At 59.2% G+C, this 22,515-nt stretch carries 22 protein-coding genes and 1 pseudogene; 18 read left to right on the forward strand and 5 right to left on the reverse strand.

What is annotated here, in order from left to right:
* The first annotated feature begins 240 nt into the window (after positions 1-240).
* From urtA to A3220_RS17020, 7 genes are all read left to right on the forward strand, one after another.
* Positions 241-1,593 (forward strand): urea ABC transporter substrate-binding protein, encoded by a 1,353-nt coding sequence (urtA, locus tag A3220_RS14750; RefSeq protein ID WP_062375525.1) that lies wholly within the window; start codon positions 241-243, stop codon positions 1,591-1,593.
* Between the two features lie 83 nt (positions 1,594-1,676).
* Complete coding sequence (gene urtB / locus A3220_RS14755) at positions 1,677-3,287, forward strand: urea ABC transporter permease subunit UrtB (RefSeq protein WP_062375526.1); 1,611 nt, start codon at positions 1,677-1,679, stop codon at positions 3,285-3,287.
* Positions 3,288-3,290: 3 nt separating this feature from the next.
* On the forward strand, positions 3,291-4,436 hold the full coding sequence (urtC, locus tag A3220_RS14760) for an urea ABC transporter permease subunit UrtC (RefSeq protein WP_044630208.1): 1,146 nt from the start codon (positions 3,291-3,293) through the stop codon (positions 4,434-4,436).
* Positions 4,433-5,269, forward strand: coding sequence for an urea ABC transporter ATP-binding protein UrtD (gene urtD / locus A3220_RS14765; RefSeq protein ID WP_062375528.1), 837 nt, complete (start codon positions 4,433-4,435; stop codon positions 5,267-5,269). The genes urtC and urtD overlap by 4 nt, the downstream gene beginning before the upstream one ends.
* Positions 5,269-5,976: an urea ABC transporter ATP-binding subunit UrtE gene (gene urtE, locus A3220_RS14770; RefSeq protein WP_062375529.1), complete on the forward strand. Its 708-nt coding sequence runs from the start codon at positions 5,269-5,271 to the stop codon at positions 5,974-5,976. Before urtD ends, urtE begins: the two co-directional genes overlap by 1 nt.
* A gap of 168 nt (positions 5,977-6,144) precedes the next feature.
* Positions 6,145-7,506 carry a diguanylate cyclase gene (locus tag A3220_RS14775; RefSeq protein ID WP_062375531.1) on the forward strand — a complete coding sequence of 454 codons (1,362 nt, stop codon included), beginning with the start codon at positions 6,145-6,147 and terminating at the stop codon, positions 7,504-7,506.
* Positions 7,507-7,566: 60 nt separating this feature from the next.
* Positions 7,567-8,094 (forward strand): copper chaperone PCu(A)C, encoded by a 528-nt coding sequence (locus A3220_RS17020; RefSeq protein ID WP_252860490.1) that lies wholly within the window; start codon positions 7,567-7,569, stop codon positions 8,092-8,094.
* Positions 8,095-8,111: 17 nt separating this feature from the next.
* Here the strand turns inward: A3220_RS17020 and A3220_RS18040 are convergent, their stop codons facing one another.
* Together A3220_RS18040 and A3220_RS18045 are read right to left on the reverse strand one after the other, a co-directional pair.
* A complete protein-coding gene (locus tag A3220_RS18040; protein WP_062375534.1) occupies positions 8,112-8,294 on the reverse strand; it encodes a PepSY domain-containing protein in 183 nt (60 codons plus the stop codon).
* Entirely contained in the window at positions 8,291-8,560 is a 270-nt protein-coding gene (locus tag A3220_RS18045) for a PepSY domain-containing protein (RefSeq protein ID WP_062375536.1), read from the reverse strand. The genes A3220_RS18040 and A3220_RS18045 overlap by 4 nt, the downstream gene beginning before the upstream one ends.
* Positions 8,561-8,704: 144 nt before the next feature.
* Here A3220_RS18045 and A3220_RS14795 point away from each other — a divergent pair.
* The 8 genes and pseudogenes from A3220_RS14795 to A3220_RS14830 all read left to right on the forward strand — a co-directional run bounded on the left by A3220_RS14795 (position 8,705) and on the right by A3220_RS14830 (position 16,304).
* Positions 8,705-9,588 (forward strand): annotated as a pseudogene (locus A3220_RS14795) (urease accessory protein UreD).
* A 33-nt stretch (positions 9,589-9,621) separates the two neighbouring features.
* Positions 9,622-9,924 carry an urease subunit gamma gene (gene ureA, locus A3220_RS14800; protein ID WP_016915359.1) on the forward strand — a complete coding sequence of 101 codons (303 nt, stop codon included), beginning with the start codon at positions 9,622-9,624 and terminating at the stop codon, positions 9,922-9,924.
* A 23-nt stretch (positions 9,925-9,947) separates the two neighbouring features.
* On the forward strand, positions 9,948-10,271 hold the full coding sequence (locus tag A3220_RS14805; RefSeq protein ID WP_044630215.1) for an urease subunit beta: 324 nt from the start codon (positions 9,948-9,950) through the stop codon (positions 10,269-10,271).
* 58 nt (positions 10,272-10,329) lie between these two features.
* Complete coding sequence (ureC, locus tag A3220_RS14810; protein ID WP_062375538.1) at positions 10,330-12,045, forward strand: urease subunit alpha; 1,716 nt, start codon at positions 10,330-10,332, stop codon at positions 12,043-12,045.
* 264 nt (positions 12,046-12,309) lie between these two features.
* Positions 12,310-12,837 (forward strand): urease accessory protein UreE, encoded by a 528-nt coding sequence (ureE, locus tag A3220_RS14815; protein WP_062375545.1) that lies wholly within the window; start codon positions 12,310-12,312, stop codon positions 12,835-12,837.
* Positions 12,827-13,540: an urease accessory protein UreF gene (locus A3220_RS14820; RefSeq protein ID WP_089674739.1), complete on the forward strand. Its 714-nt coding sequence runs from the start codon at positions 12,827-12,829 to the stop codon at positions 13,538-13,540. The genes ureE and A3220_RS14820 overlap by 11 nt, the downstream gene beginning before the upstream one ends.
* 26 nt (positions 13,541-13,566) lie before the next feature.
* Positions 13,567-14,202, forward strand: a complete 636-nt coding sequence (gene ureG, locus A3220_RS14825) for an urease accessory protein UreG (protein WP_044630219.1) — start codon at positions 13,567-13,569, stop codon at positions 14,200-14,202.
* Between the two features lie 317 nt (positions 14,203-14,519).
* Positions 14,520-16,304, forward strand: coding sequence for a methyl-accepting chemotaxis protein (locus A3220_RS14830; RefSeq protein ID WP_062375575.1), 1,785 nt, complete (start codon positions 14,520-14,522; stop codon positions 16,302-16,304).
* On the opposite strand, the gene A3220_RS14835 is transcribed toward A3220_RS14830, so the two are convergent.
* Genes A3220_RS14835 through A3220_RS14845 form a run of 3 tightly spaced genes read right to left on the reverse strand, consistent with a single transcriptional unit; the run spans position 16,301 to position 20,442 of the window.
* On the reverse strand, positions 16,301-18,265 hold the full coding sequence (locus tag A3220_RS14835) for an aconitate hydratase (RefSeq protein ID WP_062375548.1): 1,965 nt from the start codon (positions 18,263-18,265) through the stop codon (positions 16,301-16,303). The two genes, A3220_RS14830 and A3220_RS14835, sit on opposite strands and share 4 nt — an antisense overlap.
* A gap of 59 nt (positions 18,266-18,324) precedes the next feature.
* Complete coding sequence (locus A3220_RS14840) at positions 18,325-19,233, reverse strand: hydroxymethylglutaryl-CoA lyase (RefSeq protein WP_062375550.1); 909 nt, start codon at positions 19,231-19,233, stop codon at positions 18,325-18,327.
* A gap of 12 nt (positions 19,234-19,245) precedes the next feature.
* Positions 19,246-20,442: a CoA transferase gene (locus A3220_RS14845; protein ID WP_062375561.1), complete on the reverse strand. Its 1,197-nt coding sequence runs from the start codon at positions 20,440-20,442 to the stop codon at positions 19,246-19,248.
* A 185-nt stretch (positions 20,443-20,627) separates the two neighbouring features.
* On the opposite strand from A3220_RS14845, the gene A3220_RS14850 reads away from it, so the two are divergent.
* From A3220_RS14850 to A3220_RS14860, 3 genes are read left to right on the forward strand one after another with little or no spacing between them, the layout of a single operon-like run.
* Complete coding sequence (locus tag A3220_RS14850; protein WP_062375565.1) at positions 20,628-21,539, forward strand: LysR substrate-binding domain-containing protein; 912 nt, start codon at positions 20,628-20,630, stop codon at positions 21,537-21,539.
* Positions 21,536-22,273: a haloacid dehalogenase type II gene (locus A3220_RS14855; RefSeq protein WP_062375567.1), complete on the forward strand. Its 738-nt coding sequence runs from the start codon at positions 21,536-21,538 to the stop codon at positions 22,271-22,273. Before A3220_RS14850 ends, A3220_RS14855 begins: the two co-directional genes overlap by 4 nt.
* Complete coding sequence (locus tag A3220_RS14860; RefSeq protein ID WP_062375568.1) at positions 22,273-22,467, forward strand: hypothetical protein; 195 nt, start codon at positions 22,273-22,275, stop codon at positions 22,465-22,467. Before A3220_RS14855 ends, A3220_RS14860 begins: the two co-directional genes overlap by 1 nt.
* Positions 22,468-22,515 lie beyond the last annotated feature (48 nt).

The raw sequence follows: 22,515 nt of genomic DNA on the forward strand, positions 1-22,515 counted from the left end.
GCACGCGGCATAAAACAGTGTTTTTTGAAAACTGCTAAGTATTTGATTCTATTTTTATTAATAGTCTTTGCTTTAATCTGGCGCACCCCTTGCAGAATGAATAGCGACGTGTGAATAACGAGCCATGGCTCGCGACCCACGAGTGGACGCACCAAGTGCCCCGTCGCCTCAATAACGACAACGCTTGGTCGCGGTACCCCAAACACGAGCCCTAACCATAAGGGGCGCAAGGAGGTTCAAGTGACCACACTGCAGCGCAAGACACACCCACGTACCCTTAGCCGTTTCGCCACTGCCCTGGTCACCGCCGCTGTGATGGGCGCCAGCGTGCAAGCGGTTGCCCAAGACGACGACCCCATCAAAGTCGGTATTCTGCACTCGCTCTCCGGCACCATGGCCATCAGTGAATCGACCCTGAAAGACACCGTGGAAATGCTCATCGAGCAGCAGAACGAAGCCGGTGGCCTGCTTGGCCGTCAGCTAGAAGCCGTGGTGGTTGACCCCGCGTCTAACTGGCCGCTGTTTGCCGAGCGCGCCCGCGAGCTGCTGGCCCAGGAAGAAGTGGATGTGATCTTCGGCAACTGGACCTCCGTCTCCCGTAAAGCGGTGCTGCCGGTGGTGGAAGAGCTGAATGGCCTGCTTTTCTACCCGGTGCAGTACGAAGGCGAAGAGTCGTCTGAAAACGTCTTCTACACCGGTGCCGCCCCCAACCAGCAGGCCATTCCTGCCGTTGAGTATTTGATCAACGAAGTCGGTATCGAACGCTTCGCGCTGATCGGCACCGACTACGTCTACCCGCGCACCACCAACCGCATCTTGGAAGCGTTCCTGAAAGATGAGCACGGTGTGGCCGAAGAAGACATCATGGTCAACTACACGCCGTTTGGTCACTCGGACTGGCAGAACATCGTCTCCGAAATCCGCCGCTTTGGCGAAGAGGGCAAGCCCACGGCGGTGGTCTCCACCATTAACGGCGATGCCAACGTGCCGTTCTACCGCGAGCTGGCTAACCAAGGCATCGATGCCGCCGACATTCCGGTGATTGCCTTCTCGGTGGGTGAGCAGGAGCTTTCCGGTATCGACACCGCGCCGCTAGTGGGCCACCTGGCCGCCTGGAACTACTTCATGAGCGTGGACACCGACGCCAACTACGACTTCATCGACGCTTGGATCGAGCACACCGGTGACGAGATGGCGGTGACCAACGACCCCATGGAAGCGCACTACATCGGCTTCAACATGTGGGCCGAAGCGGTGCGTAAAGCGGGTACCATCGACGTGGATACGGTGAAAGACGCGATTATCGGCGTGACCGTGCCTAACCTTTCCGGTGGCTATGCCGCCATGATGCCCAACCACCACATCACCAAGCCGGTGTTGATCGGTGAAGTTCAGGATAATGGTCAGTTCGATATCGTCTGGCAAACGCCCTCTACCGTGGCCGGTGATGCGTGGTCGGATTACCTGCCGGGCTCCCGTGACCTGATCTCTGATTGGCGCAAGCCCATGGAGTGCGGCAACTTTAACGTTGTGAACGGTTCCTGTGGTGGCAGCACCGCAGCAGAAGAAGCCGAAGCGGCACTCGCCGAGTAACTTTCGTCCCCTACTGCGCCAGCGCAATGGCGCAGTAGGGGAGCACGCTACCTCTCCCATTTGATCACCAAAGGAAGAACCCCATGAGGCGTTTCCTTTCCTTGGGGCTACTGTGCCTGATGCTGCTCGGCACCGCCGTGTCGGCGCAGGCACAAAGCAGCTCCTCGACTCCCGATGACCAAGCCGCACTCGCGCTGTTGACCGCGCTGGATGTGGACTCCTACCGCGATAAAGGCGAAGCCATTACCGCTATTCTACAAAGCGACGATGAGCGCGCCCGCGACTGGCTGCAGGCACTGCTGGATGGCCGCCTGCAGCGCACTGACGATGGCCGCTTCGTGCTGGTGCTGGATAATCGCGGCCGTGACTGGTCGGTGGCCGATGCGCTGACTAACGAGCCGCTGGGAGAGATGTCCCGCCGCGACCTGGACCGTATCGGCATCAACAATGCGCTGCGCAACCAACTGCGCAGCGCCATCGCCGTGGTCGACCTCTACTCCCCCAACGTGGAACGCCGCCGTACCTCCGCCGAGCGCCTGTTGGGTGAAGTGGACGGCGAGCTGGCCGAGACGCTGGAACCGGTGATTGCTGACGCGGAAGATGAGTACGTTCGCACGCGCTTAGCTCAGGCGGTGGCGATTTACCGCGCCGAGCAGGGCGAGATGGCGGGTGTCGAGGCGCTCACCGGCAGCCTTCACCCGCGTGCTCGCGTGGCGTTAGGCCGTGCGGCTAATAGCGACGACCCTGTTGTTGCCGAGGCAGCAGCCACGGCGCTGGCCGGTATTGAACAGCAGCTCAAGATTAACCGGGGCCTGGAAACGCTCTACTTCGGCTTGAGCTTGGGCTCGGTGCTGGTGCTGGCAGCGATTGGCCTGGCGATTACCTTTGGCGTGATGGGCGTGATCAACATGGCCCATGGCGAGCTGATGATGCTGGGCGCCTACACCACCTGGATGATGCAGCAGCTGCTGCCGGGCCAGCCCGGGCTGGCGCTGATTCTGTCTATCCCCGCAGGCTTTATGGTGGCCGCCCTGGTGGGCATTGCCATTGAGCGGGGTGTGATCCAGTTCCTCAAAGGCCGCCCGCTGGAAACCCTGCTGGCAACCTTCGGTATCAGCCTGATTCTGCAGCAGCTGGTGCGCACGGTGATTTCACCGCTCAACCGCACCGTGGTGACGCCAGAGTGGATGAGCGGCTCGCTGGTGATCAACGACGCGCTCTCGCTGACCCTCAACCGTATGTACGTGCTTGGCTTTGCGCTGGTGGTGTTTGCCGCGCTGATGCTGATTATGCGCCGCACCCGCTTAGGGCTAGAAGTGCGTGCCGTGACCCAAAACCGCGCCATGGCGCGCTCCATGGGCATCCGCGCCACCCGCGTGGATATCATGACGTTTGCGCTGGGCTCCGGCGTGGCGGGCTTGGCGGGCGTGGCGCTCTCCCAGCTCACCAACGTCGGCCCCAACCTGGGCCAGAACTACATCATCGACTCGTTCATGGTGGTGGTGTTCGGCGGCGTGGGTAACCTGTGGGGCACGCTAGTGGCGGGGCTCTCGCTGGGGGTGATCAACCAGGTACTGGAGCCCTGGGCGGGCGCGGTGCTGGCCAAGATTATCGTGCTGGTCTTCATTATTCTGTTTATTCAAAAACGCCCGCGTGGACTCTTCCCGCAGAAGGGCCGGGCTGCGGAGGGCTAACCCATGATGACGCAAGCAACATCCAGCCAGTTTTGGCTCACCCGCCCGTTCGGTGAGCGGGCCACTCAGACCTTCCTCGGCGTGCTGTTTGCCGCGCTGCTGCTGGTCACCGTGCTGCATTTGGCGGTGCCCCAGGGGCATCCGCTGCATGTGAACGCTTACACCGTTAACCTGTTCGGCAAGTACCTAAGCTACGCGCTGCTCGCCGTTGCGGTCGATTTAGTATGGGGTTACCTGGGCATCTTGAGCCTGGGGCACGGAGCGTTTTTCGCCATTGGCGGCTACGCCATGGGCATGTACCTGATGCGCCAAATCGGTGACCGTGGCACCTACGGCCACCCGATACTGCCGGACTTTATGGTGTTCCTGAACTGGGACAGCCTGCCCTGGTACTGGCACGGTTTCGATATGGCCTGGTTCGCCTTTGCCATGGTGCTACTGGCACCGGGGATGCTAGCGCTGGTGTTCGGCTTTTTGGCCTTCCGCTCACGGGTAACGGGGGTGTATCTCTCGATCATTACCCAGGCGCTCACGTTTGCCCTGATGCTGGCCTTCTTCCGTAACGAGATGGGTTTTGGTGGCAATAACGGCCTGACCGACTTCCGCGAGCTGCTGGGCTTTAACCTGCGTAGCGATGCCACGCGCTTGGGGCTGTTTATCGCCACCGGCGTGGCGCTGGCGCTGGGCTATATCCTCTGCCGGGCAATCGTGACCAGCAAACTGGGCCGGGTATGTGTGGCCACGCGGGACGCCGAGGCGCGCACGCGCTTTATTGGCTACCGCGTCGAGCGCTTCCAGCTGTTTGTGTTTGTGGTCTCGGCCATGCTGGCGGGCCTGGCGGGGGCGCTTTATGTGCCGCAAGTGGGTATTATCAACCCCAGCGAATTCTCTCCGCTGCTCTCGATTGAAATCGTGCTTTGGGTGGCGCTGGGTGGCCGGGCCACGCTGTACGGTGCGGTAATTGGCGCGATTTTGGTCAACTACGCCAAAACCATCTTCACCGGCATTATGCCCGATGCTTGGTTGTTCGCTCTGGGTGCGCTGTTCGTACTGGTCACGGTGCTACTGCCTAAAGGCGTAGCGGGGCTGTTAGGCCACCTAAAGCGCCGTAAAGAGGATAGCCACCCATCCAAGGAGGCCGCTGCATGAGCCTATTACAATCGCTAAAAGCGCGGGATCGGGTGTTTGATTTTATGGCGCCAGAGGCCTCGCCGGTCGATGTTCGCCACGGCCCGATTCTGTATATGGAAGATGTCACCGTCAGCTTCGACGGTTTTAAAGCCATCAATAACCTGAACCTGACCATCGACGACGGCGAGCTGCGCTGCATTATCGGCCCTAACGGGGCCGGTAAAACCACCATGATGGATATCATCACCGGCAAAACCCGCCCCACCGAAGGCAGCGTGTGGTTCGGCAGCCGCCATAACCTGCTGCAGATGAACGAGCCGGAAATCGCCAGCCTCGGCATTGGCCGCAAGTTCCAGAAGCCCACGGTGTTCGAAGCGCTCAGCGTGTTCGACAACTTGGAGCTCGCCATGGCCGCCGACAAGCGCATCTTCCCCACGCTGACCGCCCGCATGACCAGCGAGATCAGCGACCGCATCGACGACGTGCTGGATACCATCGGCCTGACCGCGCTGCGCTTCCAGCCCGCCGGGGTTCTCTCCCACGGCCAGAAGCAGTGGCTGGAGATCGGCATGCTGCTGATGCAGCGCCCGCGCCTGCTGCTGGTGGATGAGCCGGTGGCCGGGATGACCGAGCAGGAGATGGAGCGCACCGCCGAGCTGCTCACCGGTTTGGCGGGCAAGCAGTCGGTGGTGGTGGTGGAGCACGACATGGGCTTTGTGCGCTCGATTGCGCGCAAAGTAACCGTGCTGCACCAGGGCAGCGTGCTGGCCGAAGGCAGCATGGATCAGGTCTCCAACGACCCCAAAGTGGTCGAGGTGTATCTAGGGTCGGATGAAGAGGAGAGCGCCTGATGCTGGCGATTGAAAAGCTCAACCAGTTCTACGGCGAGAGCCATACGCTGTGGGACTTAGACCTAGACGTGCCCGCCGGGCAGTGCACCTGCGTGATGGGCCGCAACGGGGTGGGTAAAACCACCCTGATGAAAGCCATCATGGGCGAAGTCGCAGTGAAAAGCGGTCAGTTGCGCTACCAGGGCGATGGCAGTGAGGTCGAGCTCACCAAAAAAGCCGTGGAAGCGCGTTCGCGACTGGGCATCGGTTTTGTGCCCCAGGGGCGGCAGATCTTCCCGCTGCTGACGGTGGAGGAGAACCTGCGTACCGGGCTTGCTGCGCGAGGCGACGGGCTGAAAAAAATCCCCGAGCGTATCTACGAGCTGTTTCCGGTGCTCAAAGAGATGAAGCACCGCCGTGGCGGCGATTTATCCGGCGGGCAACAGCAGCAGCTCGCCATCGGCCGCGCGCTGGTGATCGAACCGAAACTGCTGATTCTCGATGAGCCAGGAGAGGGCATTCAGCCCAATATCGTCGCCCAAATCGGCCAGGTGATTCGCCAACTGATCAAAGAGGATGGTTTAACGGTGCTGCTGGTCGAGCAAAAGCTGCCCTTCGCCCGCAAATACGCCGACCGCTTCGTGATCATGGACCGCGGCCGCCCAGTGGCCAAAGGCGATATCAGCGAACTCTCCAACGAGCTGATTAAGCAGCATTTGACGGTTTGAGTTATCCACAACCACTTTAACCTTTCTTTTTACAGAGCACACTCTAATAGCCCTCTCGTTTCATGTAGAAAAGAGGGGGCTTTTTGCTTAAAACCCGCGCTGAGTAGGTTTTGGCGCTGCGTTTTATGTGTAATATGGCGGGTTTCAACAATAACCATCGGGTGGGATATGCGTTATAAAGACAAACATCAGCTCGCTGCCGAGTGGCAGTCACTCCTGGAGCGCACGCCTTTGGCGCTACGCCAAGCGGTGGAGACACTGGTGGAATCCCGCCGCGATATCTTTGCCGATCATTTCTATCAAGTGATGCTGGAAGACCTCCACGCGTCGCTGTTTCTCTCCAATGAGCAGGTGAAAAACCGGCTTCACCCCTCCATGCAGCGCTGGCTCAGCGCTATGTTTGCCGTCGAGCACGCCGATTTCGAATCCCTGGTCGAGCAGCAGGAAAAAGTCGGCCAGGTGCATGCGCGTATCGATATCCCGGTGAACTTGGTACTTAATGGCGCACGGCAGCTAAAGCAGGCGCTTTATGAGCACATTAACAGCACCTTTAGCGCTGAACTCTCTTCCGGTGATGCAGCGGTTTACGTGTCTGATCATATTGATATGGCCATGGAAATAATGAGCCATGCCTATTCAGTGGCGAATAATCGTAATACCCGTATGGAAGAAGCCTATAAGCTGTTCTCTTTAACCCAGAGCATCGGCGATGAGCGCGAGCGACAGCGCTCCGCACTGCTCGATTGGGAGAACGCACTGATGTTTGCCGTGGCTGCGCAGCAGGCAACGACGGCTTTACCCCGATTAGCCAGCTCCGAGTTTGGGCTTTGGTATCACCATAAAGCGTGCCACGCCTTTGAGGGCGCGCCGGAAATTACCACCATTTCACAGCATGTTCGTCGCGTGGACGAGGAGTGGCTCGCCCAGCTAGGCGACTCAGACAGCCAGCGTCGCCTGACTGCGTTGAGCAGCATTCGCGATGCGGCTCGCACGATCTTGATGCTGTTGGATGACGTTCTGGATCGCGCCTCGGGGCTCGAAGCAGGCCGCGATAGCCTGACGCGTCTGCTCAATCGCAAGTTCCTCTCGGTGGTGCTGAGCCGTGAAATAGAGATCGCCCGGCATTCGGAAAAGTGTTTTGCGCTGCTCATGGTGGATATTGATCACTTCAAATCAATTAATGACACCCATGGCCATGATGCTGGCGATAACGTACTGCAGCAGGTGGCCAGAATTCTTGACCGCTCGACCCGAGGTGGCGACTACGTGTTTCGTATGGGCGGTGAAGAGTTTCTGATTGTGCTGGTGGATACGGATCAAGACGGCAGCCGACTGTTTGCCGAACGGCTGCGCCACGCGGTGGCCAAAGAGCCGATGTTAGCCGCTGCCGATACGCTATTGAACGTCACGGTGAGCGTCGGGGTTACGCTTCATGATGGCCACCCAGACTACCAACGCTCGATGCAGCGCGCCGACCAAGCGCTGTACCAGGCGAAACGCAGTGGTCGCGACCGAGTGGTTGTCTGCTAGTAACGGATTGATTGGGGAGAGAATCATGTTTCCGCAGCGCATAATGCCGTCAAAGGTTGTGTGGCTACTAACGATGCTGTTAATAAGCGCACCGCTATCGGCCGCCCATCATGGTGGTGCCCGCCAGGAAGGTATGGCGGGCAGGCATCCTCTATTGAGGTTGCCCACCCCTGGGCACGCGCCACTCCGCCGGGGGCCGGAGCGGGCGGTGGCTTTGTTACTCTCACCAATCACGGCGATGGCGATGACATGCTGCTGGGGGCGACCAGCCCGATCACCGAGCGTGTCGAGATTCATATTATGGAGATGGACGGCGATGTGATGCGCATGGTACCCCTGCCCGGTGGCATCGAGCTACCGGCGGGCGAGAGCGTGACGCTAGCGCCGGGCGGTTTACACTTGATGTTGATGGAACTGGGCTCACCCATCGTGGAGGGTGCACCCGTCTCTGTGACGCTGGAGTTCCAGCACGCCGAGCCGATGGAGATCGAACTTCAGGTGCTGCCAGTGGGTGCCTCTCCGGAAGGGAGCCACCATGAAGGTGGTCACCCTAAAGGTGCCCATGATCATGGGCACGCGGCGCACTAAGTCGGCCTACCGTCCTGTTAGCCTTGGCGAGCGGGGCGACGCTTCCACCATATCACGCCTGCGGCCACGCACATCACGATGATGGCGATGCATACCGCCAGCAGGAAGAGCTGATTGGTAAGCCCAAACTCCTGCCCCAAGTGAACGTTAATCCCAAACTCCAGCCAGCGGCCTAGCGGGCCATAGTCGGCGTAGCTCATATCGAGCAGCGGCTCACCACGCCGCCCCTGCCGTTGCGCGGCCACCAGAGATAAATGCCGGTGGCGACTAACAAAATCGACCAGCCCGCGGCAATCTCAATCAGCTTGCGCGGGGTTTGCCCGAAGAACTTGAAGCTATGCAGGTAGCGAACGGTCCACATCACCGTTCCCCGGTCATCCAGCGAACCAAGCACCTCAGCCGTATAGGGATTGACGTACACGGCCAGCCGTTCGCCGGTTAGGTGCAATGTGATGGCTATATGCACATATTTGGTGCATTGGAGGGCTGGGCAAGAGGGTTGAGGCTCAAAAAAAGATCTTTATGACGGTAAAAAAGCGCCTTCACCATTTTGGCGCATTCTTTGCATTTATAAGGCAATGATGAATCCACAAGGAAGCGACAGCGCCCCATGATGTTGAGCGAACTTGCCCCACCCGCTGCTGGTTCCGGCCACCGCTTTGACGCCGAGCGCCGCTGGGCCGCCTCGCTGGCCTTGCGCTTTGCCAACCGCGACGACGTGACAAGGCTAATTCAGGCGCGCCACCAAGGGCCGTTACGGGTACAGCGCCCCTTCTACCCGGAAGGCAGCCAGGAAGCGTGCCACGTTTACGTATTGCACCCGCCCGGCGGCTCGTGAGCGGTGATGCGCTGACCATCCGCGCCCATATCGAGCGCGGTGCCCATGCGCTGCTCACTACGCCCGCTGCCAATAAGCTCTACAAAGCCGACAGCCAAGGCGTGGCCTGGACACAGCACACCGAGCTGACGGTAGAAGAGGGCGGCACCTTAGAGTGGCTACCCCAGGAAACCATCGCGTTTAACGGCTCAAAGGGTACTCAGGGCACCCATATTGCGCTGCAGGGTAATGCCCGCTGCCTAGGCTGGGAAGTGATGGCGCTCGGACGCCCGGCCAGCGATCTGCCCTATGTCACGGGGCGCATCGAACAGCACTTTCGCTTAACCCTGGATGGCAAGCCGCTGTGGCTTGAACGCCAGCCGCTGGACCCCGCACACCCACGCTTTGCGGGCCGCTGGGGGCAGGGCGGCGCCACGGTGCAGGCCACGCTCTGGGCGGTGGGTATTGACGATGCCGCTGTGGCTATTGAAGCACTGCGCGAAGCGCTGCCGGATAACCCCCGCTGGGCGGTAACCGTGCGCCACGGCGTACTGCTGATGCGCTATCTAGGCACATCCCGTAACGAAGCCTGGGCCCTGTGTGAACACGCCTGGCAGCTACTACGGCCGCGCTGGATCGGGCGCGAAGCGCATACGCCGCGCATTTGGCTAACTTAATTGGCAACACGCTGATAACGCTGGAGACACTCCATGGAACTGACCCCACGAGACAAAGACAAGCTGATGCTGTTTACCGCCGCCCAGCTTGCCGAGCGCCGCAAAGCGCGTGGTTTAAAACTGAACTACCCCGAAGCGGTAGCGCTGATCAGCTTTGAGATTATGGAAGGCGCGCGAGATGGCCGCAGCGTGGCGGATTTAATGAGCTACGGCCGCGAAATCCTCACCCGAGACGACGTGATGGAAGGCGTGGCGGAGATGGTCGATGAAGTACAGGTGGAAGCCACCTTCCCCGACGGCACCAAGCTGGTCACCGTTCACACGCCGATCAACTAATCATCCACCGTTAGGAGAGCGCCATGATTCCAGGACAGTATCAGTTACAAGAGGGTGATATCGAGCTGTGCGCGGGTCGCGAGCGTATCACCGTGGAGGTGGCCAACACCGGCGACCGGCCCATTCAGCTTGGCTCCCACTACCACTTTGCTGAAGCCAACCCCGCGCTGGTGTTTGACCGCGATAAAACCCGTGGCTACCGGCTGGACGTCGCCGCCGGCACCGCCATTCGCTTCGAACCCGGCCAAACCCGCGCGGTCACGCTGATTCCGTTCGTCGGCAAGCGGGAAATCTACGGCTTCCGTGGCGATGTGATGGGGCCGCTGGATCGTCCTCTAAAAAACTAATGGCGTAAGGCGACTAGGCTCCCCAGTGCCAAGCTTCATCTTTTAGGAGAGGCAATACATGAAACCGGTAAACAAGATCAGTCGGCGCGCCTACGCCGATATGTACGGCCCCACCGTAGGCGACCGCGTGCGCCTGGGCGACACCGAGCTGTGGATTCAAGTCGAAAAAGACGCCACCCACTACGGTGAAGAAGTGAAGTTCGGCGGCGGTAAAGTTATCCGCGATGGCATGGGCCAAAGCCAGCGCCAAGATGCCACGGTGATGGACACCGTGATCACCAATGCGCTGATTCTCGACTGGTGGGGCATCGTCAAAGCCGATGTAGGTCTGCAAAACGGCCGCATCGCCGCCATTGGTAAAGCAGGCAACCCCGATACCCAGCCGGATGTGGAGATCGTTATTGGCCCCGGCACCGAAGTGATTGCTGGCGAAGGCAAAATCCTCACCGCAGGCGGCATCGACGCCCACATCCACTTTATCTGCCCCCAGCAGGTGGAAGAAGCGCTGATGAGCGGTGTTACCACCATGCTGGGCGGCGGCACCGGCCCTGCTACCGGCTCCAACGCCACCACCTGCACCCCCGGCGAGTGGCACATTGGCAAGATGCTTCAAGCGGTGGACGACCTGCCCATGAACATCGGTCTGCTCGGCAAAGGCAACGCCAGCCTGCCAGAAGGGCTCGAAGCACAGCTGGAAGCGGGCGCGATGGGTCTCAAACTGCATGAGGACTGGGGCACCACCCCCGCCTCGATTGATACCTGCTTAAGCGTGGCGGAAAAGTACGATGTGCAGATCGCCATTCACACCGACACGCTCAACGAATCCGGCTTCGTGGAAGACACCCTGGCGGCGTTTAAAGAGCGCGGCATTCACACCTACCACACCGAAGGCGCAGGCGGCGGCCACGCCCCGGATATCCTCACCGCCTGCTCCAAAGAGTACGTGCTGCCGTCCTCCACCAACCCCACGCGGCCCTACACGGTGAACACCATCGACGAGCATCTCGACATGCTCATGGTCTGCCACCACCTGGATCCCAATATTCCCGAAGACGTGGCCTTTGCCGATTCGCGTATTCGTCGTGAAACCATCGCCGCCGAGGATATTTTGCACGACCTGGGCGTGATCTCGATGATCGCCTCTGACTCCCAGGCCATGGGCCGCGTGGGCGAAGTGGTCTGCCGCACTTGGCAAACCGCCCATAAGATGAAAGTGCAGCGCGGCCTGTTGCCGGAAGATGAAGCGCTGGGGGCCGATAACCTGCGTGCTAAACGCTATATCGCCAAGTACACCATCAACCCCGCCATTACCCACGGCATCGCCCATGAAGTAGGCTCCATTGAAGTGGGCAAACTGGCCGATTTGGTGCTGTGGAAGCCGGCCTTCTTCGGCGTCAAACCGGCGCTGGTTTTGAAAGGCGGCATGATTGCCGGTGCGCCCATGGGCGATCCCAACGCCTCCATCCCCACGCCGCAGCCGGTGCACTACCGCCCCATGTTCGGCACCTTTGGCCGCGCCGCCAGCCAGACACGGCTCAACTTTGTCAGCCAAGCGGCGATTGACGCGGGCATCAAAGAGCGCCTGGGACTACAAAGCACGCTTTCTGCCTGTAAAAACGTGCGCGGCGTGCGTAAAAAAGACATGAAGCTCAACGATGCCTGCCCAGAACTCACCGTCGACCCGCAAACCTACGAAGTACGCTGTGACGGCGAGCTGCTCACCTGCGAACCCGCGACCGAGCTACCGCTGGCGCAGCGGTATCACTTGTTTTGATTGGAATACACTGCCCATAGCGATAGACGCTAGGGAGCTTTTTCGAAAGTTCGTTCATCGATATGAACCCACTTCTGCCAGCCTGAGAGTGGCACAGTGGGAGGTAGCTTTAGCTCGCGACCATTCAGGCCTAACAAGCCGGCGTGCCTTCGGTACCCTTCGCCCGCTGAAGCGGCCTCCCACAGAGGTTGCTGGCTCCATGGCTTCAAGCTGGAGAGTGAGATATAGAATATGACGAACAACTCTTTCAACGGGACGGTAGTAATGTTGAAACTGATTGAACGCCTTGGCCCCATAGATGAGGGCACCGCCAGCGACACGCTGACACTGCCCTTTGAACTACGCATTCGCGGCCGCTTAAAAGCTGAGAGCGACAGCGGCCAGCCGCTGGGGCTGTTTCTGGATCGCGGCCCCGTGCTGCGCGATGGCGAAGGCCTGAAAGCCGAAAATGGCGAGATCGTGCGCATTTGCGCCGCCATTGAGCCCGTGGTGACCGCGCGAGTGAGTACTGGCTTACCCCTGGCACGGCTTGCTTACCACCTCGGCAACCGCCATGTGCAGCTCGCGCTGGGTGAAGATGCTAAAGGTGGCTGGGTACGCTTCCCGCCCGACCACGTTCTCGAGGAGCTGGCCGAGCTGCTGGGCGCGACGCTCGAGCACCACAACGCCACCTTCGACCCCGAACCGGGCGCTTACAACCAAGTGGGCGGTGGGCATTCGCACAGCCATTCGCATAGTCATTCCCATGACCACGATCACGACCACGCGCATGAGCACCACCATGCCCACTGAGCAGCCCTCAGACCTCGCCCTGCTAGGGCTGATGCAGCTCGTCAGCCCCGCACTGCCCATTGGGGCCTTCGCCTTTTCCCAAGGGCTAGAGAGCGCTTTTGAACTAGGCTGGGTGAGTGATGAGCCAAGCCTGTCTCAGTGGCTCTCCGGCGTGCTGGAAGATGGCATAAGCTGCTGTGAGCTGCCGCTGATCGAGCGGCTATATCGCGCTTTCGAGCAGCAGGATGGCACTGCGGTGTCAAAGTGGGACGACTGGCTGGCTGCCACCCGTGAAACCGCTGAACTGGCTGCTGAAGACAGCCGCCTGGGCGCCTCGCTGAAGCGGCTGCTGGGCAGCCTCGACCTATTACCCAAAAATGAAGGGCTGCCTAGTGAAGACTCACTTACGCCCTTGCTACCGGTCCAGGCAGGCTATGTGACCCTATTTGCCTGGGCGGCCTACCAGCGCGGCATCCCTGTGCGTCAAGCGCAGCTCGGCTTTGGCTGGGCGTGGCTGGAAAATCAACTCGCGGTGGCCTGTAAAGCGCTGCCGCTGGGGCACACCGCTGCTCAGCGCATTATCGAGCAGTTACGTGGCGAACTGGTGAATGCCGTCGAGAAGGCCCAGCGGCTAGACGATGACGAGCTTGGCCCTGCGCTGCCCGGCTTGGCGCTGGCCAGCGCCCTACACGAAACCCAATATTCCCGTTTGTTTAGAAGCTAACGAGCGTTGTTATTTAGGAGAAAACCATGACTCACTGTTTACGCGTTGGCGTGGGTGGCCCGGTCGGTTCAGGTAAAACCGCCCTGCTCAAGCAGCTCTGCACCGCGCTGCGAGACCACTATGACATTGCCGTTGTCACCAACGATATCTATACCCGCGAAGACGCCGATTTCCTGCTCAAGCACGATGCGCTGCCCGCCGACCGTATTCTCGGCGTAGAAACCGGCGGCTGCCCGCACACGGCGATTCGGGAAGATGCTTCCATGAACTTGGCGGCCATCGATGAGTTACACGCCCGTCATCCAAAGCTAGAGCTGGTGCTGGTGGAATCCGGCGGCGATAACCTCTCCGCCACCTTCAGCCCCGAGCTTTCTGATCTGACGCTCTACGTGATCGACGTGTCGGCAGGCGACAAAATTCCCCGTAAAGGCGGTCCCGGCATCACCAAATCCGACCTGCTGATTATCAACAAAATCGATATTGCCGAGCAGGTCCACGCCTCACTGGAAGTGATGGAGCGCGACTCGAAAAAAATGCGCGGCGAGCGCCCGTTCGTGTTCACCAACCTCTACGATGGCGTGGGGCTTGAAGAGATCATCCGCTTCATTCTCGATAAAGGCATGCTGGACGAGCGTCGCCCAAGGGCCGCTGTAACACATTAAACGGAAGTGGGTATAGGTATAATTAGCAGATATAAAAAAACTGCCCAGCTTTGATGGTATGAAAGGCTGGGCAGTTGCAGTTGTTTAGGTGAGATCCTGCCAAAACGGGCCATCCCTGGCCACCACATTTCTACAATGAACTGATAGGCTGTTGATATCCTTAACTCATGTTATGTAAAGGTGTTTTGTAGCTTGAATTTATTGTTCATAAAGCAAAAAATCATGAGAAGTGACTAAAGCTGACACACTTTTTGCCGATAACAAAGCACCGATTACAACGCATATCCCCCACTTGATGAGGATAGAACTCGAACATGATGGCTACTTCTGAGAAGAGAAGTCGTTGGGCCTTGGGTTTGCAGACCAAGGTGCTGATGCTGGTATTACTCCCCTTACTGTTGGTCACCGTTGTCTTGGTCTGCTTTGAAGCCTATAGCAACGCCAAGGACACCCGCGAAGCATTAGCGGAACAGCGTGAGTTGTTGATTGAAGGGCGTCGTGCCGCAGTGCGCGATATCGTGCAGATGGCAACAACGGCTATCGCCCCGATTTATGAAAACGCCGGTGCCAATGACCGTGAAGCTAAGGAGCGCGCTGCTGAAATGCTGCGCTCCATGCGCTTTGAAGGCGAAAACTATATTTTCGTATATGAGTACGATGGTACTAACATCGTACTGCCTCACTCTCCGGAGCGTGAAGGTCAAAACCTGAGAGACCTGCAAGCACCTGATGGCACCTATATCGTGCGGGATTTCATTCGAGTTGGCCAAGATGGCGGTGGTTTTTACGAATACCCGTGGGAATACCCCGGCACCAATGAGTCTAAGCCCAAGCACTCCTACATTGATCGTTTAGAAAAATGGGGCTGGATTGTAGGCGCTGGTGTGTATGTAACAGATGTTGATGAAGCAATGGCCGAGTTAGAGGCTGCTGCCGCTGCCGACCTACGAAATGCGATTATATCTGCGACGCTGCTAGGCGCTGCACTATTTGCAGCTATTGCTCTGCTGGCCTTTGGCTTTGTGCGTCGTATCGTCGGGCCGATAAAGCGCACCGCTGATGCGATGGGGGATATTGCGCAAGGTCGTGGTGACCTAACCCGTCGTCTTACCATAGAGAGCAACGATGAAGTGGGGAACCTCGCTGTCCAGTTCAACGCCTTTGCTGGCCGCATGCAGGATACCCTGCGCGACGTACGCCGCAGCACGGTCAGCGTTTATCACTCTGCTGGCGAAATCTCGCGTAGCTCCGAGGAGCTGTCTACTCGCACCGAGCAGGCGGCGGCCAATCTTCAAGAGACATCGGCCTCCATGGAGGAGATTACCTCCACCGTGAACCACAGTGCTGACAATGCCCAACAGGCCAACAAGCTGGTGCAGTCCACTGCGGAAGTGGCCCACCAGGGTGAAGAGGCCATGGGGCAGGTAGAAAACACGATGCGCGATATCAACGACTCGGCTACGCGCATCAGTGAAATCATCACCATGATTGATGCGATTGCCTTCCAGACCAACATTCTGGCGCTAAACGCCTCGGTGGAAGCTGCCCGTGCGGGTGAGCATGGCCGTGGCTTTGCGGTGGTTGCTCAAGAAGTACGCACCCTGGCCAGCCGCTCCAGTAATGCCTCTAAAGAGATCCGCGCGCTGATCGATACCTCCGTTCAGCACACCCACACTGGCGCCGAGCTGGTGCGTAATGCCGGTGCCACCATGCGCGAGATCGTTGAGAGCGTATCAAAAGTTACCGATGTGATCGGTGAAATCAGCGCCGGCGCCAAAGAGCAGAGCAGTGGTATTGGCCAGATCAACACCGCCGTAGCCGAAATGGATACCATGACCCAGCAGAACGCGGCCATGGTGCAAGAGTCCACCACGGCCGCTGCGGATATGCGCCGCCACGCTGAGCACCTTAATGAGCTAGTCAACTCCTTCGTATTAGGGGAAGACGACTCACAAAGCCAGACAACACCCCAGTTGAAAGGCCAGCCACGCCAAGCGCTGCCTGCCAGCCGGTCCGGGGCCAGCCAAGAGCTCAAACGCCCGGCACTCTCCTCTAAGCCTGCACCCACTAAAGCGGGTGGAGACGACTGGGAAGAGTTTTAAGCGTTACGTTTGCGAAGGTGGTTGATGACGCCCCCCTGGGTAATCAGTTCTCGCTGGCGGGGGCTGAGCCCATGATGCAGCGTCATCTCACCTTTACCGGGGATATGCGCCGTTAGCGTCGCTCCACTTTCCAACTGCGCGTAGAGATCCTCGATCACTAAGCGGTCACCTTGCGCTAGCTGGGCGACATCCTCCTCGCGGGTAAAGGTTAGCGGCAGCGCACCAAAGCAGATCAAATTTTGCCAGTGAATACGCGCAAAACTCTTCGCCACCACCACCTGTAGCCCTAAGTAACGCGGCACCAGCGCGGCATTTTCTCGGCTGGAGCCTTGCCCATAGTTGGCACCCCCAATAATCACGTGCCCGCCCTGAGTACGGGTGCTTTCTGCGCGCTCGGCATAATCTGGGTCGACCGCTTCAAACGTGAACGGTGCCGAAGCATACACGCTGCTCCAATACGGCAGCACCCGCTGCCCGGCAGGCATAATGTCATCGGTGGAGATGTTGTCGCCCGCCACCAGCAGCACGGGTACATCCAAACGATTAGGCAGAGGGCTAAGCTCTGGCAGGGCCGGGGTGTTCTCGGTTTTTTGCAGTGCTTTAAGCTTTGCCTCATGGGGTGGCAGCGGCGCATTAAACAGCGCGCGGTTTACTTCGATTTTGGTGGGCTCTTGGGGACGTGGGTAGGGCATATCGAGAGTGCGGGGGTCGGTAATCACCCCCGCCAGCGCTGAAGCTGCCGCGGTTTCTGGGCTGCACAAAAACACGCTGTCTTCCCGCGTGCCGGAGCGCCCTGGGAAATTACGCGGCACGGTGCGCAGGCTATTAAGCCCCACCGCCGGGGCCTGGCCCATACCAATACAGCCATTGCAGCCTGCCTGGTGCAGACGGGCGCCGCTGGCGACTAAGTCGGCTAAATAGCCCTGCTCAATCAGCGTGGTCAGTACCTGGCGGGAAGAGGGGTTGATGTCCAGTGAGACCCCATCGGCCACCTGCTTGCCCCGCACTATCTCGGCCACCACGGCAAAGTCACGAAAGCCTGGGTTGCCTGACGAGCCGATGTAAGCCTGATGCAGCGGTTTGCCCGCTGCTTCCCGCACGGTGACCACGTTATCGGGGCTGGAAGGTAGCGCAATCATGGGCTCCAGCTTGCTAAGGTCAAGCGTTTCGTTCAGGTCGTAGTGGCAGCCGGGTTCGGCGGCCAGCGCGACCCAATCGTTTTCTCGCCCTCGGGAGGCTAGAAAGCGCCGGGTCTCGTCATCACTGGGGAACACCGTGGCCGTTGCCCCCATTTCGGTGCCCATGTTGGCGAGCACATGGCGGTCCATGGCGGACAGGTGCTTTAGCCCCGGCCCGTAATACTCAATCATGGTGTTTTTGCCGCCTGCCACGCCGTGGCGGCGCAAAAGTTCCAGCACAATATCTTTCGCTGAGACCCAGTCAGGCAGTTGCCCTTCGAGCTTAATGCCCCAGATTTTCGGCATGGTGATATACAGCGGCTCGCCCGCCATCGCCATCGCCACTTCAATACCACCTGCGCCAATCGCCAGCATGCCGAGCGCGCCTGCTGCCGTGGTGTGGCTATCGCAACCCACAATGGATTCACCGGGCACGCCAAAATTTTCCATATGCACCGGGTGGCTAATGCCGTTGCCGGGGCCGGAGTACCACACCCCAAAGCGCTCGCAGGCGCTCTTTAAAAACAGGTAGGTTTCGGCATTTAGGTTATCGGCCTGCACCAGGCCGTGGTCGATGTACTGCACGCTGGGCTCAGTATGTACCCGGTCAAGCCCCATGGCTTCTAGCTCTAGCATCACGAGAGTGCCTAACACATCTTGCAGCAGGGCTTGGTTAATGTGCAGGGCGATTTCACTGCCGGGGGTTAGCTCACCGCTGATTAAATGGCGCTGAATCAACTGCTGGGCAAGGTTTAACGGCTGAACAGGGGAGGAGTCGGACATTGTTTTTCACCAAATTGTCGTTGTTATCAATTATGCAGGGATGCAAGGAAGAAACGCGGTCAGGGAATGGGGTAACAGCGATCAGCACTGCCCGCTTTCACCACTTGCCCCGGCGTCTCATGGCCGATCAGCTCGGGCAGAGTGGCGGAAATATCCAGTAGAGCGGGCAAGTTCACGCCGGTGGCAACGCCCATCTGCTCGAACATATGCACTAAGTCTTCGGTGCATACATTCCCCGTGGCACCGGGGGCAAACGGGCAGCCGCCTAAGCCACCTAGCGAAGCATCAAACCGAGTAATGCCCGCTTGCCAAGCCGCTAGGGCATTTGCCAAGCCCATGCCTCGGGTATTGTGGAAGTGAAGCGTAAACGGCACGCCGGGAAAGCGTTCCAGCACTTGGCGGCACAGTGCCGCTACCTGGGCGGGGTTCGCCACGCCGGTGGTATCGCACAGCGTGATGCCTTCCACCCCCAGCGCCAGTTGCTGCTCAATAAGAGTGAACACGCGCGCCTCCGGCACCTGCCCTTCAAACGGGCAGCCAAAGGCGGTGGAGAGTGAGGCATTGATGAAGACACCGCTACCGCGCACCGCCTGAATAATGGCGGCAAACTGTGTCAGCGACTCCTCCGGCGTCATGCGCAGGTTTGCGCGGCCGTGGGCGTTGCTGGCCGACATTACCAGATTGATCTCATCCACGCCGCAGGCCAGCGCCCGCTCGGCACCTTTTAGGTTGGGTACTAGCACCGTGACGTCCACACCTTCGCGGCGCTGAATAGCACTCACCACATCGGCGGCGTCGCGCAGGTTGGGAATGGCTTTGGGAGAGACAAACGAGGTCGCTTCGATACGGGCAATGCCAGTGGTCGTTAACGCATCAATCAGCGCGATTTTCTGCTCGGTGGGGATAAAGCGCTCCTCGCTCTGAAAGCCATCGCGTGGTGCTACTTCGTTAATTTGTAACGTCGTCATGGGGTTCTCCACTTAAATAATGCCTGCCTGTCGCAGCTTGTCCCGCGTGGCGGCATCAATGCCCAGCTCCTCGAGCACGTCATCGGTGTGCGCGCCCAGCTGTGGCCCGCCTTGCCCCAGCCTGCCGGGGGTGGCGCTCAGTTTGGGCAGCACGCCCGGCACCTTGAGCGGGCGACCATCGGCGCGGGTAACGGTTTGAATCATCTCGCGGGCGAGGTAGTGGGGGTCGTTGGCAATATCGGCGGCGGTGTAGGGGTAACCTGCCGGTACGCGGGCATCATCTAAAGCGTTAAGAATATCGTCCCGGTGGCGGGTTTGGGTCCAGGCCTCAATGGCAGCGTCGATCTCACTGGCGTGTTGGCTGCGGCCATCGTTGTGGGCCATGGCGGGGTGGTTGGCTAAATCCTCCCGGCCAATCACGCCCATTAAGCGCTTGAAGATGCTGTCGCCGTTACCGGCAATCAACACGTACTCGCCCTCTCGGGTGCGGTAAGCGTTAGAGGGCGTGATGCCCGGCAGGGCGCTGCCGCTGGGCTCGCGCACGTGGCCGGTAGCATCAAACTCCGGCAGCAGGCTCTCCATCATGGCGAACACGGATTCGTATAACGCGACATCAATCTCTTGCCCTAAGCCGCTGCGCTGGCGCTCTTGCAGGGCCAGCAGCGTGCCGATCACCGCGTAGAGTGCCGAGAGCGAATCGCCAATGCTGACCCCTACGCGTACGGAAGGCTCGCCCGCGTGGCCAGTTAAATAGCGCAGCCCACCCATGGCTTCACCAATCACCCCAAAGCCGGGTTTGTTGCGATAGGGGCCGGTTTGGCCAAAGCCTGAAACGTGCACCATGATCAGCTTGGGGTTAATCGCCGCCAGCGTCTCATAGCCCAGCCCCCAGTTTTCCAGCGTGCCAGGGCGGAAATTTTCGACCACCACATCGGCTTCGGCGGCCAAGCGGCGCACCACGTCTTGACCCTCTTGGCTGCGAAGATCAAGCGTCACCGAGCGTTTTGTGCGACTTTGTACATGCCACCAAAGCGAGGTGCCCTCTTCGAGAATACGCCATTTGCGAAGCGGGTCACCGGCTCCGGGTGGCTCCACCTTAATCACGTCGGCACCAAATTCACCCAGCAGTTTGGTGGCAAAGGGGCCGGCAATCAGTTGGCCAAGCTCTACGACTTTAAGTCCATCGAGGGGAAGCTGGCGGGTGGTCATAATAAAAGCTCCTGGTAACGCTTAGCAGCCAAGCGCGTGCTGAAGTAGCGAGTCTTGTTGTCGGTTAAGCATCTGTGAGCCTGCTGAGCATCACAATTAGGCAATCAGGAACCAGGCGTTCGCCAGCGACGAACCCTACAACCGGCGACCAATGCGGCCCATTTAATAACAACGTGGTAAACGTGATGCTGCGATTTGATTTTGTAACGCTGAAACTGTTTGTGGCGATTGCCGATGAAGGGCGTTTAACCGCGGCTGCCGAGCGTGAGCATTTAGCGCTAGCAGCGGTGAGCAAACGGGTGAGCGATTTAGAAACACTGGTGGGCACCGAGCTTTTGTATCGGCGGCCGCGCGGCGTAGAGCTAACCCCAGCGGGCCGCGCTTTTTTGCACCATGCCCGGCGCATTCTGGAAGATGTGGCGCGGCTACAGGCGGAACTCAGCGAGTATGGCGAAGGGGTTCGAGGGCATGTGCGAATTCACTCCAATACCTCGGCCATTATTGCGTTTTTGCCCCAGGATTTAAGCGCCTTTGCCGTCGAGTACCCGCAAATCAAAATTGATTTGCAGGAGCGCACCAGCAGCGAAGCGATCACCGCCGTGCGCGATGGCGTGGCAGATATCGGCATCTTTGCCAGCCACGTTGCCGCCGATGATTTAGAAGTACGCCCCTACCGGCGCGACCAGCTGGTGCTGGTGACTCCCCACGACCATCCGCTGGCGGTGCATGACAAACTCTATCTGCATCAGGCAGCCGAGTACGACTTTGTCGGTTTACAGCAGGATGCCTCGCTGCAATCCCTGCTTCACGAGCAGGCAAGCCAGGCGGGCCGAACCCTACGTATGCGCATTCAAGTGCGCAGCTTCGATGGCATTTGCCGCATGATTCATTGCGGTATGGGCATCGGGGTATTGCCGCAGCGCACGCTCTATCGCGACTTAAACGACCTCAAGCTGCGCATGATTCCGCTCGCTGACGAGTGGGCCACCCGCGAACTGGTGATTGGTATGCGCCACTACGCGGCCCTGCCCGTGGTGGCCCGTCACTTGGTCGACCACTTGCTAACCCTCACCGACTCCACAGGAGAGACTCCATGACAACAGGCATCGCCCACGAAATAAAAGCGCTCACCTTTGATGTGTTTGGCACGGTAGTAGACTGGCGCAGCAGCGTTATTCGCGAAGGCGAACAACTGAACCAGGCCAAAGGGCTGAACGTCGATTGGACAAGGTTTGCCGACGAGTGGCGGGCAGGCTATGCCCCTGCGATGAACCGTGTGCGCCGGGGGGAACTGCCCTGGACCAAGCTGGATGACCTGCACCGGATGACCCTCGACCGGCTACTGGTCGCCTTTGGCATTTCGGATCGGTTGGATGAAGCCGAAAAGATGCATCTTAACCGTGTGTGGCACCGCTTAACGCCCTGGTCAGACAGCGTGGAAGGCCTATTGCAGCTAAAAAAGCGCTTTATATTAGCAACACTCTCCAATGGCAACGTCTCGCTGCTGGTGAATATGGCGCGCCACGCCGGGCTGCCCTGGGACTGCGTGCTCTCCTCAGAGCTTGCCGGGCACTACAAGCGCGACCCGGAGGTGTACCACATGGCGGCCAATCTCCTGAGCCTGAAGCCGTCGCAAATCCTGATGGTGGCCGCTCATCAAGATGATTTACAGGCTGCCCACCGGGAAGGCATGCGCACCGCCTTTGTGAAGCGCCCGCTGGAGTTTGGGCCAGATGCCACGCCGGATTTAAGTATCGACCCCTGCTTTGATTTCGTTGCAGAAGACTTCCTCGACTTGGCGCGGCAGCTTTCTACCACGTGGATGATCTAGTGCTGGTGCTGCCCCGTGGGGCGATTCGTCAGTACGTGGATGGGCTCAATGTGAATGTGCTGTCGATACAAGACGACTGGGCGCGGCGCAAACTGAGTATTTATGTCAGAGATTTAGACCGGCTTTCTATGGCGGCAAGGGTGCTGGTGGAGCATTTTATTCAGGCCGCCAGCGGCGCTTCTTCAGCGCGATAGCCTGGGGTAAACGACGCTGCTTTCGCGATTGGAGAAGGCGGGTTCATC

Source organism: Halomonas sp. KX33721 (assembly GCF_001596805.1).
GTDB classification, from domain to species: domain Bacteria; phylum Pseudomonadota; class Gammaproteobacteria; order Pseudomonadales; family Halomonadaceae; genus Vreelandella; species Vreelandella aquamarina.

Bases quoted from the DNA above. Each gene is read 5' to 3' on its own strand.
- A3220_RS14775 (WP_062375531.1), top strand. From the start codon at position 6,145: ATGCGTTATAAAGACAAACATCAGCTCGCTGCCGAGTGGCAGTCACTC.
- urtC (WP_044630208.1), top strand. From the start codon at position 3,291: ATGATGACGCAAGCAACATCCAGCCAGTTTTGGCTCACCCGCCCGTTC.
- ureA (WP_016915359.1), top strand. From the start codon at position 9,622: ATGGAACTGACCCCACGAGACAAAGACAAGCTGATGCTGTTTACCGCC.
- A3220_RS14840 (WP_062375550.1), bottom strand. From the start codon at position 19,233: ATGACGACGTTACAAATTAACGAAGTAGCACCACGCGATGGCTTTCAG.
- ureG (WP_044630219.1), top strand. From the start codon at position 13,567: ATGACTCACTGTTTACGCGTTGGCGTGGGTGGCCCGGTCGGTTCAGGT.
- A3220_RS14855 (WP_062375567.1), top strand. From the start codon at position 21,536: ATGACAACAGGCATCGCCCACGAAATAAAAGCGCTCACCTTTGATGTG.
- A3220_RS18040 (WP_062375534.1), bottom strand. From the start codon at position 8,294: ATGAGCTACGCCGACTATGGCCCGCTAGGCCGCTGGCTGGAGTTTGGG.
- A3220_RS14820 (WP_089674739.1), top strand. From the start codon at position 12,827: ATGCCCACTGAGCAGCCCTCAGACCTCGCCCTGCTAGGGCTGATGCAG.
- ureE (WP_062375545.1), top strand. From the start codon at position 12,310: ATGTTGAAACTGATTGAACGCCTTGGCCCCATAGATGAGGGCACCGCC.
- A3220_RS14805 (WP_044630215.1), top strand. From the start codon at position 9,948: ATGATTCCAGGACAGTATCAGTTACAAGAGGGTGATATCGAGCTGTGC.
- ureC (WP_062375538.1), top strand. From the start codon at position 10,330: ATGAAACCGGTAAACAAGATCAGTCGGCGCGCCTACGCCGATATGTAC.
- urtE (WP_062375529.1), top strand. From the start codon at position 5,269: ATGCTGGCGATTGAAAAGCTCAACCAGTTCTACGGCGAGAGCCATACG.
- A3220_RS14845 (WP_062375561.1), bottom strand. From the start codon at position 20,442: ATGACCACCCGCCAGCTTCCCCTCGATGGACTTAAAGTCGTAGAGCTT.
- urtB (WP_062375526.1), top strand. From the start codon at position 1,677: ATGAGGCGTTTCCTTTCCTTGGGGCTACTGTGCCTGATGCTGCTCGGC.
- A3220_RS14830 (WP_062375575.1), top strand. From the start codon at position 14,520: ATGGCTACTTCTGAGAAGAGAAGTCGTTGGGCCTTGGGTTTGCAGACC.
- urtD (WP_062375528.1), top strand. From the start codon at position 4,433: ATGAGCCTATTACAATCGCTAAAAGCGCGGGATCGGGTGTTTGATTTT.
- A3220_RS14850 (WP_062375565.1), top strand. From the start codon at position 20,628: ATGCTGCGATTTGATTTTGTAACGCTGAAACTGTTTGTGGCGATTGCC.
- A3220_RS14835 (WP_062375548.1), bottom strand. From the start codon at position 18,265: ATGTCCGACTCCTCCCCTGTTCAGCCGTTAAACCTTGCCCAGCAGTTG.